This is a genomic window from Lysinibacillus sp. FN11 (genome assembly GCF_024628845.1).
Lineage (GTDB): Bacteria > Bacillota > Bacilli > Bacillales_A > Planococcaceae > Lysinibacillus > Lysinibacillus capsici.
Window position 1 is genome coordinate 1,827,429 of the sequence record NZ_CP102383.1, and the last position, 13,953, is coordinate 1,841,381.

General features: G+C 40.8%; 12 protein-coding genes and 1 other annotated feature (1 of these 13 cut by a window edge). Of the genes, 9 read left to right on the forward strand and 3 right to left on the reverse strand.

Features of this window, described 5'->3' with window-relative positions:
- Positions 1-81: a binding site (T-box leader), on the forward strand; it begins 139 nt to the left of the window's first position.
- 44 nt (positions 82-125) lie between these two features.
- The 4 genes from argS (at position 126) to recQ (ending at position 6,243) form a co-directional block, all read left to right on the forward strand.
- Positions 126-1,799 carry an arginine--tRNA ligase gene (argS, locus tag NP781_RS09800; RefSeq protein WP_257522137.1) on the forward strand — a complete coding sequence of 558 codons (1,674 nt, stop codon included), beginning with the start codon at positions 126-128 and terminating at the stop codon, positions 1,797-1,799.
- A gap of 130 nt (positions 1,800-1,929) precedes the next feature.
- Positions 1,930-3,105 (forward strand): MFS transporter, encoded by a 1,176-nt coding sequence (locus NP781_RS09805; RefSeq protein WP_257522138.1) that lies wholly within the window; start codon positions 1,930-1,932, stop codon positions 3,103-3,105.
- A 254-nt stretch (positions 3,106-3,359) separates the two neighbouring features.
- Complete coding sequence (locus NP781_RS09810) at positions 3,360-4,463, forward strand: TcaA NTF2-like domain-containing protein (RefSeq protein WP_257522139.1); 1,104 nt, start codon at positions 3,360-3,362, stop codon at positions 4,461-4,463.
- A gap of 7 nt (positions 4,464-4,470) precedes the next feature.
- Complete coding sequence (gene recQ, locus NP781_RS09815) at positions 4,471-6,243, forward strand: DNA helicase RecQ (protein WP_221682114.1); 1,773 nt, start codon at positions 4,471-4,473, stop codon at positions 6,241-6,243.
- Between the two features lie 61 nt (positions 6,244-6,304).
- On the opposite strand, the gene msrA is transcribed toward recQ, so the two are convergent.
- On the reverse strand, positions 6,305-6,835 hold the full coding sequence (gene msrA / locus NP781_RS09820; RefSeq protein ID WP_257522519.1) for a peptide-methionine (S)-S-oxide reductase MsrA: 531 nt from the start codon (positions 6,833-6,835) through the stop codon (positions 6,305-6,307).
- Positions 6,836-7,000: 165 nt separating this feature from the next.
- On the opposite strand from msrA, the gene NP781_RS09825 reads away from it, so the two are divergent.
- The 3 genes from NP781_RS09825 (at position 7,001) to NP781_RS09835 (ending at position 9,680) form a co-directional block, all read left to right on the forward strand.
- On the forward strand, positions 7,001-7,951 hold the full coding sequence (locus NP781_RS09825) for an LCP family protein (protein WP_257522140.1): 951 nt from the start codon (positions 7,001-7,003) through the stop codon (positions 7,949-7,951).
- Between the two features lie 64 nt (positions 7,952-8,015).
- Complete coding sequence (locus tag NP781_RS09830; RefSeq protein ID WP_004230045.1) at positions 8,016-9,215, forward strand: AI-2E family transporter; 1,200 nt, start codon at positions 8,016-8,018, stop codon at positions 9,213-9,215.
- A 99-nt stretch (positions 9,216-9,314) separates the two neighbouring features.
- Entirely contained in the window at positions 9,315-9,680 is a 366-nt protein-coding gene (locus NP781_RS09835; RefSeq protein ID WP_257522141.1) for a cupin domain-containing protein, read from the forward strand.
- A gap of 47 nt (positions 9,681-9,727) precedes the next feature.
- On the opposite strand, the gene NP781_RS09840 is transcribed toward NP781_RS09835, so the two are convergent.
- Entirely contained in the window at positions 9,728-10,903 is a 1,176-nt protein-coding gene (locus NP781_RS09840) for an aminotransferase class I/II-fold pyridoxal phosphate-dependent enzyme (RefSeq protein ID WP_257522142.1), read from the reverse strand.
- A 232-nt stretch (positions 10,904-11,135) separates the two neighbouring features.
- Here NP781_RS09840 and NP781_RS09845 point away from each other — a divergent pair, with 232 nt between their 5' ends.
- Entirely contained in the window at positions 11,136-12,017 is an 882-nt protein-coding gene (locus NP781_RS09845; RefSeq protein WP_221682100.1) for an aminoglycoside 6-adenylyltransferase, read from the forward strand.
- 14 nt (positions 12,018-12,031) lie between these two features.
- Positions 12,032-12,847 (forward strand): ATP-binding protein, encoded by an 816-nt coding sequence (locus tag NP781_RS09850; protein WP_257522143.1) that lies wholly within the window; start codon positions 12,032-12,034, stop codon positions 12,845-12,847.
- Between the two features lie 46 nt (positions 12,848-12,893).
- Here NP781_RS09850 and NP781_RS09855 read toward each other — a convergent pair whose 3' ends face one another.
- The gene (locus NP781_RS09855) at positions 12,894-13,688 is read right to left on the reverse strand and encodes an enoyl-CoA hydratase/isomerase family protein (RefSeq protein ID WP_004230036.1); all 795 of its coding nucleotides are present in this window, start codon (positions 13,686-13,688) and stop codon (positions 12,894-12,896) included.
- Between the last annotated feature and the right edge of the window lie 265 nt (positions 13,689-13,953).

The window sequence follows — 13,953 nt, forward strand, 5'->3', positions numbered from 1 at the left end:
CACCTCGTTAACAACGGAAAGTGGTCATGTTACATGACAACTAGAGTGGTACCACGGGATTATCATGCTCTCGTCTCTAATTATAGAGGCGAGGGCTTTTTTATTTGAACAGGAGGAGGAGTAAAATGAATCAACTAATCGCCAACAGTATAGCAGTCGCATTAAAGCAACAAATAATAGGAGAGGAAATAGTGTTATTATTAGAAAAACCCAAAAGTTTGGAGCTTGGGGACGTAGCCTTTCCATGCTTTACTCTAGCAAAAGTGTGGAAAAAATCACCGCAAAGTATTGCAGCACATATTGCAAGTCAAATAAATCATGACAGCATTGAGCGTGTGCAAGCTGTTGGTGGCTATGTCAATATTTTTCTCGATCAACAAAAGGTGACCCAACAGGTGTTAAGCAAGATTCTGCGCGACAAGCAACAATATGGTACTACTCCAACAAAGATGGGAGCGGTCGTCTTGGATTTTTCCTCTCCTAATATCGCCAAGCCTTTCTCAATGGGACATTTACGTTCAACGGTCATTGGCAATGCCTTAGCAAATATTGCAGAAAAAAATGGCTATCAAGCCATTCGTATTAATCATTTAGGGGACTGGGGTACACAGTTTGGCAAGCTTATTGTTGCTTATCAGCTTTGGGGTGATAAACAGGCCATTTCAGCGTCACCGATAGAGGAGTTATTAAAGATTTATGTGAAGTTTCATGAAGAGGCAGAGCAAGACCCAACGCTCAATGAACAGGCTCGTGCCGCCTTTAAAGCATTGGAGGACGGTAATGAAGAGGCACAGGCATTATGGCAATGGTTCCGAGATGTGTCATTCGTAGAATTTCAAACAATATATGAGCTATTAGGAATTCATTTTGATGCCTTTACAGGTGAAGCCTTTTACAATGACAAAATGCCATCCGTTGTTACAGAATTAAAAGAAAAAGGGCTCCTCGTGGAATCAGAAGGTGCGTATGTGGTGGAGATGGAGGAGATGCCTCCATGTTTAATAAAGAAAACGGATGGGGCCACGCTTTATGCGACGCGTGATTTAGCAGCTGCCCTGTATCGCAAACAGCACTACCAGCCCCAAAAGATGTTCTACGTTGTTGGCAATGAGCAGTCCCTCCACTTTAAACAACTTTTTCAGGTCATCGAAAAAATGGGCTATCCTTGGGCAAAGAATTTGCAACATGTGTCATTTGGCATGATGCTGAAGGATGGTAAAAAAATGTCGACGCGTAAAGGCAAAGTGGTGCTATTAGCTGATGTACTAGCAGAAGCTATAACGACAGCACAGCGTAATATGGAGCAGAAAAATCCTTCTCTGCCTAATAAAGAGCAAGTCGCAAAGCAAGTGGGGGTTGGAGCGGTAATTTTTAATGATTTAAAAGCCCATCGTCTAAACGATATTGAATTTTCAATCGAGCAAATGATGAATTTTGAAGGCGAAACAGGGCCATACGTACAATATACATATGCACGTATTTGCTCTATTTTAGATAAAGCGAAAGCTCCGACTCAAGATATATTATTCAAATCTTTAGGAGAGCAAGCTTGGCCGATGATCCTATTATTAGAACAGTTTCCTAAAACGGTAGCTATGGCTTTTGAGCAGGCTGATCCGTCCCAAATAGCGAAGTATGCCTTACAACTGGCACGTTTATTTAATAAATATTATGCACAGTACAAAATATTAGCAGAGGACGAACAGCAAGCATCCCGTCTTGCTCTATGTCAGAGTGTTGCGATTGTTTTAAAAGAGTCATTAGCCTTATTAGGTATTGAATCACCTGAAAATATGTAAGAAGCATTAGCCATTTAAAGATAAACTGTCCAATCATTGACCATCCATCGAAAACATGATAAAAGGATAGAGGAATCCATGCAAGCTTTTCATAAATAAAGGCAGCGTATTAATAGAGAGGATCAAACAAATGGCTAAAAAACATTGGACCGTATCACTCACCTTCGTGGTCATTAGTATATTTTTTGTAGCTCTTAATATGAGACCAGCTGTCACGGGAATAGGACCGCTTTTTAATATCCTCATGACATCCTTACAAGTCTCGAATACAAGCATGAGCTTTCTCACTGCTATCCCCGTTTTTTGTATGGGATTATTTGCACCTTTGGCTGTCCCGCTTCAGCGAAAAATGGGCACGAAATCAGCTATCATCCTTTTAATGGCGATCCTTGTCGTCGCGAATGGGCTACGCTTTTTCCAAGCAAGTTATCTCTTGCTCATCGTGACAAGCTTTGCGGCAGGCTTAGCGATTGCAATGATTGGTCCTATTCTAAATGCTTATATTAAGAAAAAGTTTCCAGAACGCTTTACGACAGTAGTCGGTATCTATTCATTCGGTATTGGCGTAGGGGCTACCTTAAGTGCAGCCTTAACCGTGACTTTTTATCAGGGTTTCAGTAATAGTTGGACAATCGCCCTTGGCATGTGGTCAATCCTTGCTATAGTTGCTCTCGTTATCTGGCTAGCGGCAATTCCATCCGAACACAACGAGCAACTCCAACAAGTAACTACGTCAGAAGAAGTCCGTAATCCGTGGACATCTAGACGTGCCTGGGTAATTTTACTGTACTTTGGTTTACAAACATCACTCTTTTTCTCAATTATGTCATGGCTTACGCCGCTATTGCAGGATAAAGGCCTGTCATTAGAGGCATCCAGTGCCATGCTAACAATTATGTCTATTGTACAAATGATAGGTAATATGGCGGTCCCAATTCTCATGGAAAAATGGCCAAGTCGAATGGCCTGGCTACTAGTGTTTAGCTTTGTTGGCGTGATTGGTTTTATGCTACTCTGGCTGACAGCGGGTTTTTACCTATGGCTGGCTGTTTTATTAATTGGTATTGTGCTAAGTGGGCTATTTCCAATCGGACTATTGTTGCCTCTTGATGAAGCCAAAAATGATCAGGAGGCCACTAGTTGGTCATCTATGGTGCTGGCAGGTGGCTTTATGGTAAGTGCCATTATCCCCATTCTAATAGGCGTTTGCTATGACCTAACAGGCAACCATACATGGACGTATCTGATCTTTGTATTATTAATGCTCGGCATTCTAGTAACGACAGGACTATTAAGGAAAAAATGATTGTCAGAGACATGTGTCAGGTTGCACATGTCTTTTTATGTGAAAATTATTTTGAGGGTATGATATCCTTCCATCCTCACAGCAAATTTTGGCTTCCATCAATATTAATGGGTAGAAAGAAATGACTTTAAGGTAGTTGCTGCATTTTTCTAATATTATTCAATTTATAATAATATTATGTAAACTTGAAACATTACTAGTCCTTGATTATGATAGAGAAGAGAGAATGTAGAATAGAAAGTTTTGGTGAAGGTATGTATAAAAAAGTGCTCATTTTAGGAGCGACAGCTTTTCTTGTCGCAGGCTGCGACAGTCAAATAGGGACAGGATGGTTTCAAAATAAAAAGGCAGAGGTGGAAACAGAGGGAGCTGTGACGAAGCAACAGGAAAAAATTGTCCCAGAGGTCAAAGTGATTGGAGAGCATGGTGTTGGAGCAGGCATTATTATCAGACAACAGGATGATCAACTGTATATTTTAACGAATGGTGCACTAGTGGCATCCAAACCAACTGCCCTTGTTCAATTTGATCATGACAAGCTGGTAGCAGCAACTATTCATGTCATGTCAACAGCCTATAATTTGGCCCTGTTACGAGTAACCTATCAAGCGGAAGTGCAAGTGCCTAATTTATATGAAGGAGAGCTAAATCAGCTGGCTGTTTATGTGAATGGCTTACCCTATACGATTCAAAAATACCAAGATAGAGTAGCGGCCTATTATATAAAAGCGGAACAATCGATCCCTCTAGGAAGCCCTGTCATGGAGGCTGAAAACGGAGCCATTGTCGGATTATATTTTAATCGACAACAGCAAGGACAGTCACAGCCATACATATTGCCTATAAAGGAATTCCAAGCATCCATCGATGAATGGATTGAGGAGGGCATGACAGCCAGTGTACGACTTTCCCAATCGAAAAACTTATACCCCTATATTGAACAAGGGGATAAGGAAGCTGTACAGCAAGCCATCGAACAATATGGAGAAAATATATTTGCGTATAATACCGATGAAATTAAGCTATTTTTAGATACGTTTCACAAGCATTTAAAGGGGGCGGTGACAACCCAGGATGCAAGTGTTATGAAACCGATTGTCGGAACTGAGGCTATACAAGAAACCTTGGCTAGTATGGTTGCCTATTATGCTTCCAAGCAAGCCAAAATTCATTTCTCAGACACGGATATTCAGGCAATTCGCGTAGAAGGACAGCGTCTTATCGTCCAGGCTAAAACGGAATATATCCTGACGAATGCTGCTGGACAGGAGGCACTTGCCTACTCCAACATGTTGTATGAGTTAGAAAAAAATGAACAGGGCGAGTACAAGCTACTTGGTCTCACAAACAAGGAGTGAATTTTGCATGGAGCAAGCTAGACAAATGCTACAGCATCATTTTGGCTATGATACCTTTCGCCAAGGTCAAGCCCAAATTATTGAACAAACATTACGAGGGCAGTCAAGTCTTTGTGTCATGCCAACAGGTGGAGGGAAATCCATTTGCTATCAAATTCCAGCGTTAATGCTTGAGGGGTTAACCATCGTGATTTCGCCACTGATTTCACTGATGCAAGATCAGGTGGAGGCTTTACGTACAGCAAATATTCCAGCAGCCTATATCAATAGTACGCTGACAGCACAGGAAGTGGATGAAACCATGCAGCTTGCCAGTGCGGGTTATTTAAAGCTCCTCTATATTGCACCTGAGCGTCTGGAAAGTACTACCTTTCTTCAAGCATTGTCGAATTTATCTGTCCCTTTACTTGCGATTGACGAAGCTCATTGTATATCGCAATGGGGGCATGATTTTAGACCAAGCTATCGTTCGATCCACAAGCTTTTTACACTATGGCCACAAAAACCCACTGTTTTAGCGCTGACAGCCACTGCTACTCCAACAGTTTGTGATGATATTCGTCAATTGTTAGCGATTGATGAGCAGGCAACGGTCATGACAGGCTTTTCACGTGAGAATTTGGCACTTTCGGTGTTAATTGGTGAAAATAAAGAACGTTATGTAAAAAATTATGTACAACAAAATAAACAGGAAGTGGGCATCATTTATGCAGCTACTCGAAAAGCTGTGGATGCCATTTATGATGTGCTGAGTCGCTCTGGTGAAGATGTAGCAAAATATCATGCAGGTCTTTCAGAAAACTTGCGAATGGCTGAGCAGGAGCGGTTTTTAAAAGATGAGGCACGTATCATGGTGGCAACGAATGCTTTTGGTATGGGTATTGATAAAAGTAATGTGCGCTTTGTGTTGCATTATCAAATGCCTCGTAATATGGAGAGCTATTACCAGGAAGCGGGTCGTGCTGGCCGAGATGGTCTGCCAAGTGCTTGTATTTTATTGTATGCTTCAGGGGATGTTCAAACACAGCGTTTTCTTATCGAACAGTCACAGGATGAGGCTCGTATTACACAGGAGCTAGCTAAACTCCAAACAATGGTCGATTATTGCCATACTGAGGGCTGCTTACAGAATGCGATTTTAGCGTATTTTGGAGAAGTAGAGGAGGAGCCGTGTGGGCGGTGTAGTAACTGTATTGACGGGCGAGCAGTGACGGATGTGACAGAGGATGCGCAAAAGGTGCTGGCCTGTGTTGTGCGTATGGGACAAAAATTCGGTAAGACCATGGTGGCGCAGGTGTTAATTGGCTCTAAAAATCAAAAGATAGCTGAATTTGGCTTTGCCCGTTTATCGACCTATGGCATTTTAAAAGGACAATATGCCTCAAAGGATGTCTCTAACTTTATCGAATTTTTAATTGCAGAGGGCTTGCTGGCCGTGAAGCATGGTACATTCCCTACAATTTATGTATCAGCTGAAGGCAAGGAAGTGCTACTTGGTAATCGACAGGTCATGCGCAAGGAAGCTGTCACAGTGAAGAAGCTAGTGGATAATGATCCATTATTTGAACACTTACGGGTATTACGCAAAGAGATTGCCGATGAGGAAAAGGTACCACCATTTGTTGTATTTTCCGATAAAACGTTACGTGATTTATGTGATAAGAGACCAACTGTATTGGAGGATTTACGACAGGTGAGTGGTATAGGGGAAGTAAAATTTGAGAAGTATGGTCAACGCTTTTTTGACGCACTACAATCGTTTTTAGAAGCCTCTATTTAATAAATTTGTTGCGATTGTATAAAAGAGAGATGTCTCCAGCTTGTGGGACACCTCTTTTTTATTATTTTTCCCAATGCTTTGCAATGAACGTATCACGCCCAGAAACAGCCCGGTCTTGCTGATAGTGTTCTGTCTCTTTTTTATAATAATCCTGGTGATAATCCTCTGCTGGGTAAAAGCGTTCAGCATCGCGAATTTTGGTTACAATAGGTTTATCAAAGCGTCCACTATTGGCAAGTTTTTCTTTCGAGGCCGCTGCGATTTGCTTTTGCTCATCTGTATAGGTAAAGATTGCGGTAGTATAGGATTCACCACGGTCATGGAACTGTCCATACGCATCTGTCGGATCAATTTGCATCCAATAAATATCAAGGAGCTGCTCATAACTAAAAATAGCAGGGTCGAATTCAATTTCGACTACTTCTAAATGACCTGACGTTCCTTTTTTGACATCTTCATAGGTTGGGTTTTCTAAGTGGCCACCCATATAGCCTGAAGTGACTTTATGTATACCGTCCCACTCGACGAATGGCTTGACCATACACCAAAAACAGCCGCCAGCAAATGTCGCTTTTTCTATCAATTGAATCATCCTTTCTTTTGTGAAAATATTATAGCATTGTTTGACGCCAAACTGTGCAAATGGGTGTAAAATAACGTTTAGATAGAAAAACATGGAATAGTTCCTTTTTATAATGAAACTTTCTAGCTAATCAATCGTTACATTAACTATATCAAAATAGAGGAGTTAGTTGTTATGGAAGAGCAAGATTATACAAGACGCTCCCAACGTCCTAAAAAGCGTCGATTACGTAAAGGGAGAGCATTTTTTACACTATTACTATTGTGTATCATTGTGATTGTCGGCTATTCGGTCATGCAATATCGCAGCGGACTTGAGTTAGCCAACGATACTAAAGTTGCACAGGAAGAATTTACGGGTGATAGCATCAAAGGGGATATCGAAAACTATTTGATTTTAGGGGTCGATACACGTGGAGAGGAAAAATCACGGACCGATACAATGATGGTATTATCCTGGAATAAAGCAAACAACGACATTAAACTCGTATCCTTTATGCGCGATATTTACGCGGATATTCCAGGCTATCAATCCTATAAACTTAATACAGCTTACTACCTAGACGGTGTTCAGCTATTAAAGGATACATTGACAAATATGTTTGGCCTACCGATTCATCACTATGCACTAATTGATTTTAAAAACTTTGAATCCTTAGTGGATATTTTAGCCCCAAATGGTGTGGAAATGGATGTTGAAAAGGACATGTCTGAAAATATTGGGGTAGAATTAAAGCAAGGTGTTCACCGTTTAAATGGACAGGAGCTACTAGGTTATGCGCGTTTCCGTCATGATGCAGAAGGAGATTTTGGGCGTGTTACACGTCAGCAAAAAGTGATTGAAGCATTAAAAACAGAGTTATTAACACCTACGAATATGTTGCATTTACCAAAATTTGTTGGGGCGGCACAGGGCTATATCACAACAGATTATTCATCTACTGAGGAAATGCAGCAAGTGCTTAAATTGCTATCAAAGGGCAAGGTAAACATTGAGAAAGCAACCATCCCTATCGAGGGGAGCTATCAATTCCAAAACTTTAGCCATGCGGGCGATTCCATTGTCATCGATGTGGAGCAAAACAAAGCCTTTTTAAGTGATTTTTTAGGTATTTCACTAGAGTGATGTTTCGCAAAAACCAGCATTATCCTGTAATATAAAGGTAGAGCATTTGGATTGGGGTGGATATATGGAAAAAGAGAGACCAAAAGAGCGTTCAAGCCTGTTAGCAACCAAGTTTATTCGTTTTTTAGGTGGTAGAAACCTATTATTTACACTGGTAATTTTATTACTGGTGGCATGTGTTATTTTTATGTTTAATCAAGTTTCCTTTATCTTTACCCCGCTACAAGTTTTATTTGAAGTAGTCATTTTACCAGGGGTACTAGCCGTCATTGGTTACTATTTATTACGCCCATTGCTGGCGATTCTAGTACGATGGCGCATTCCAAGAATATGGGGTATTTTAATCCTCTATATTGCGGTCATTGGTGTCATTACGTTACTTGTGGTGCTAGTCTATCCGTTTTTACGCGATCAGTTTACTAATTTAGCACAGGAATTCCCAGAGTACTTCATGGCATTTACGCAAAACATTGTAGAATTCCTAAATCATTCACGTTTTAATGAGTACTTAGATAAAATTAGTTTTAATTTTGATGAAGTTTTGAATAACTTCACAACGGATATGGTAAAAACAGTGAAGGATATGGCGACCAATGTAGCACAGGGTGTGGCATCTGGTATTACTGGCTTCCTATCAACGTTAACAGGTATTTTGCTTTCACTTGTAACGGTGCCATTCATTCTGTTTTATTTACTAAAAGAGGGCGAAAAATTACCGAAATTTATGCTGAAAGTGTGCCCACCACGTATGCGTAAAGAGGTAACTGACATTTTCCATGACATGGACAAGCAAATTAGTTCGTACATACAGGGACAAATTTTAGTATCCATGTGTATTGGAGCAATGGTGACGATAGGCTTCTTAATTATTGGCATGAAGTATGCTTTATTGCTCGGCTTCCTTGCGATGATTACAAGTGTGGTGCCCTATTTAGGACCCGTTATTGCGATCACACCAGCAGTCATTATCGCTCTTGTTACATCCCCATTGATGCTGATTAAGCTAGCGATTGTATGGACAATCGTTCAGTTAATCGAAGGAAAGTTCATTTCCCCGCAAATTATGGGGAAATCACTCAGTATTCACCCGATTACGATTATCTTTGTACTATTAACGGCAGGCTCGTTATTTGGAGTCCCAGGCGTTATTTTAGGGATACCAGGCTATGCGATCTTTAAGGTACTTGTCACGCATTTATTCAAGCTCTTTAAGCAGCGCTATAATCGCTACGAAGATGACGTTCATCAAAAATATGATATCTAACAAAACAGCTACTGCTAGCAACGCAGTAGCTGTTTTTTTGCTGTGGAAAATCGCATTATGCTATTCTAATAGTAGAGTCAAAACAAGGGGGAAAAGGAAATGGCATACATACCGATTAATTTTCAAGAGAAACTGGCTAAATTTCAAGAGCATTGGTCTCCAAAGGTCATTGCTGAAATGAATAATTATCAATTCAAACTCGTCAAAGTTCAGAGGGATTTTGTTTGGCATAAGCATGAGGATACGGATGAGGTGTTTATCGTCCTTGAGGGGCAATTAATCATCGAATTCCGAGATGGCCAGGTAAGCTTGCATGCAGGAGAGATGTTTGTTGTTCCTCGCAATGTGGAACATAAACCCTTTGCAGCTTCGGAGTGTAAAATTCTGCTTGTAGAGCCAATGGGTGTCGTGAATACAGGTGAGGAGCAATCAGAGCTTACCGCTGAAAACGATGTGTGGATTTAACCTTCATAGAAAAACCCTTCCAACAAAACGTTAGAAGGGTTTTTTAATTATTGCTTTGCTAATAATTGGACTTGTGCTAAGCGATCCACTGCTTCTTGCAGAAGTTCCTTTGGTTGGACTAATGCTAAACGTAAATAGCCTTGTCCAGCTGTACCAAATACGGTTCCTGGAACTGTGACAACGCCTACTTGTTCAATCAATTGAAAGGCTAATTCTGTGCAATCGATAGCATAGGGATATTTAGCCCATACGAACATCCCACCATCAGAGGGTGCTGCTTCCCAGCCTAAAGCTTGTAAGCCATTCATCAGCGTTTTATGACGCTCTGAGAAAGTGGCACGTAAGCTTTCCGTAATTTCTTCTGCGTTATCTAATGCTACGACAGCCGCATCCTGGATAGGCTCGAAAATCCCGAAATCTAAGTTTGATTTTAATTGCTTAATAATAGCGATCATTTCTGCATTTCCTGCGATATAGGCAATACGTGTTCCAGCAAGGCTAAAGCTTTTAGAGAGGGAGTTAATTTCCATACCGACTTCTTTTGCTCCAGGAGCGGCTAGGAAGCTAATAGGACCATCTCCCGTAAAATAGAACTCTGAATAGGCCGCATCATGGAGGACGATGATATTATACTTTTTAGCAAAGGCAATGACTTTTTCAAAGTACGCTAATGACGGCATTGCTGGTACAGGATTGCCAGGTAAGTTTAAAATCAATAGCTTTGCTTTCAGTGCAATTTCTTCTGGTACAGCGTCTAAATCAGGTAAATAATCGTTGTCGGCTGTTTGAGGCATGTAATAAGGTGTTGCGCCAGCTAAGTGAATCCCTGCGTCATACGCTACATAAGCTGGGTTTGTGGATAAGACGATGTCTCCTGGATCACAAAAGGCGATTGGTAAATGCACTAAGCCTTCTTGCGACCCAATTGTTTGAATAATTTCTGTTGCGGGATCTAAATCAACATTACTACGACGTTTATAGTAGCGACTCACCGCGTCATAAAAACGCTGTGTGCCAGTCAGTGTATAGCCGTAAGATTCAGCTAAACCTGCGCGATAGGAAAGATGCTCACGTATTTTTGCATGTGGAGGAAGATCAGGGCTTCCTAAGCTTAAGTCAATTAAGGTCATACCCTTTGCTTGCTGCTCTCGAGCAAAATTTTTCAAATCTCCGAAAATTGCTGGTTTAAATAATGACATTTTTTTAGATGGTACGATTTTCAAAACTAGTACACTCCTTGTAGTTGTATAACAGAATAGTAGTTCACATTTTATCATACTGAAGCGCAGAAAGGGACAGAAATTCTGAAAAAAGAAAATATTTATATAATGAAGAGGATGTGTGCATAGACTAGCGAAAAAAGATTTTCTACCATTTGGAGAAGCTACTATAAATTCCTTCAAAGAGGAAAGTGTATTATACTGAGTATAAAGCTTTTCAGGTGGGGTGAATCCTATGAGAACAGAACAAGAAATGTATGATTTAATCCTGGCTATCGCACAGCAGGACACTAGAATTCGAGCTGTTTACCTAAATGGCTCAAGAGCAAATCCGAATGGTCCAAGGGATATGTTTCAAGATTTTGATGTTGTGTATGTCGTAACAGACACAGCCTCTTTTTTACAAGATGACAAATGGATTCACGTATTTGGTGAGCGGCTGATGGTGCAGGAGCCTGATCGACTGGATAAGGGGCTTGGCTTGGACAAAGACTTTTCTTATAGCTATACATATTTAATGTTATTAAAGGATGGGCATCGCATTGACCTTCGCTTATTATCGACACAAGCTATGCTGAATGAGTATGGTCAAGACAAGCTGACAGTCTCTTTACTCGATAAGGATCAGCTTTTGCCACCTATCTCTCCATCTTCAGATTGTGACTATCATATTAGCCCGCCGACTGTGGGGCAATTTGCCAGCTGTACGAATGATTTTTGGTGGTGCTTACAAAATGTAGCCAAGGGTATTTGGCGGGATGAACTCCCATATGCCAAGCAAATGTTTGAGGAAACGACAAGGCAGTGCTTACATCAAATGCTCAATTGGTGGATTGGTCAGCATCATCATTTTCAATTATCTACGGGCAAAATGGGAAAGTATTTAAAAAACTATGTACCAGATAACTATTGGACATTGTATGTAAAAACCTATGCGGACGCAGACTATGCTAACATGTGGAATGCCCTGTTTGCGGCATGCACACTCTTTCGAAGTATCGCAAAGGAGGTAGCCCATCACTTTCAGTTCGCGTACCCTCATGAGGATGATGCTCATATGTCAGCCTATTTGAAGCATGTACGTTCATTACCAGCAGATGCTAAAACGATATTGTAAGGGGGAAGAGGGCAGTGAAGGTTTATTCATTAAGTGGACCAAGCGGCACAGGTAAAAGTACAAGTGCGCTTGCCTTTGCCCATAAATTAGGCGTAGAGGCCATTGTTGATGATGGATTACTCATTGTGAATGGCGTCAGAGTGGCAGGCCTTTCTGCTAAATTCGAAAAGAATACAATTACTGCTGTACGACGTGCCATTTTTACAGATCCAGTCCATCGTGAGGCTGTCCAAAAGGCGCTAGCTCATCATCAGGTACAATCTATTTTACTGATAGGCACATCGACTAAAATGACGAATAGTATTGCCAAGCAGCTAGAGCTAGGTCCGATTGAACACTATTATAATGTAGAAGATGTCCGTTCATTAAAAGAAATTCAAAAAGCACGCTTTATCCGTCAAACACAGGGCAAGCATGTTATGCCGATCCCATATAGACAAGTGGAGCAAAATTTCTTTAAACGATTGGTGCAAAAGGGTATGGAGATTTTTTCTTCGAAACGAGAAAAAATCGGGGAAACGACGATTGTACGTCCTGATTTTCAGCGGGAATATATAGAAATCAGCAAGCCTGTTTATGTACAGCTACTGACATACTGCTGTAGCCAACAGACGATTGTACAAAAGGTCGAGCAAGCACAATTTATACTAGGGGATCAGGTTCAAGCTATCCTCACTATACAGGTGAAGTTGCCGATTGATTATCCATTAGCAGCGCGTTTAGTAGAATTACAACAAGCTGTGCAGCAAGATTTTTATCTACATTTTGGCTATGAATTAGATGCTATTCATGTACATGTAAAAACGGCTTTGCAAAAGAAAAAAGCATAAAAAACAGGTACTCCGCTCGCACGTTGGCGTTAAGAGTACCTGTTTTTCATTTAGGCTGGCGCGTGAACTGTGGCTGGCGTTTTTCCACAAAAGCACGACAACCCTCTGCGAAATCACTGCCTACAAATGGCGAAGAGCCTTGCCATAAGGTCGGCACACTATCGAGACATTCTTGAACAGATTGCTTCACGGCAAGTAAGGATTCAGGCGACATTCCTGCAACTAGCTTACCCATTCGAATCATGTATTTATTTAAATCTTTTTCAGCTACTAGGTAGTTAAGCATTCCAAGCTTGAAGGCTTCCTCTGCTTTAAACATTCGTCCTGTAAAGACTAAATCCTTGGTTGTGGCAGGACCGACAAGCTGGACTAAACGCTGTGCAAATTTGTTATTTAAGGTAATTCCTAATTTACCGACAGGAATGCCGAGCTTGGCCTTTTCAGAGCCAATGCGGATATCGCAGGCTAAGGCTAATTCCAAGCCAGCGCCCATCGCAGGCCCATTGATAACGCCAATCGTTGGAATTGGGAGGCGCTCAATGGTAGAAATGGTTTTTTCCATATGTACGAAGGCTTCTTCAGCTTGTTCAAGAGAAATGGCATTGAACTCTTTAATATCAGAGCCCGCTGTAAAGTTTTGGCCAGAACCTCGTAAAATTAGTACTTTATTTTTCGGGTTATCTAATACTTGTAGGGCAATCTTGGCTAATTGATCCCACATGTTTGCGGTTAAAGCATTTTTTGCTTGTGGTCGATGAATCGTAATAATCGCTAGTCCAGCTGTTTCTTGATAAATAATTTTCGCATCTTCTGCTTCCAGTCGAGTCGTTTTTACTTGCATATCGGAAAGCCTCCTACATGTTAGTGTCTATCTTTATTATATAACACAATTAACCTTAAACACGAAATGATACGAATTTTCACATAAAATTGCGTTGTTATACAAGAATGTAGGGAATAGTAAGCATTTATTGTACTACAACAGGGGAGCGGAATTTACTATTGTAAGAAAGTAAAAATTATGAGAAACTACTTTAGGAACATATGTTTCTTCAATACGTAAGGGGCATTTGAATGGTAGAAGCGGGTTCATGTTATAGAAATAC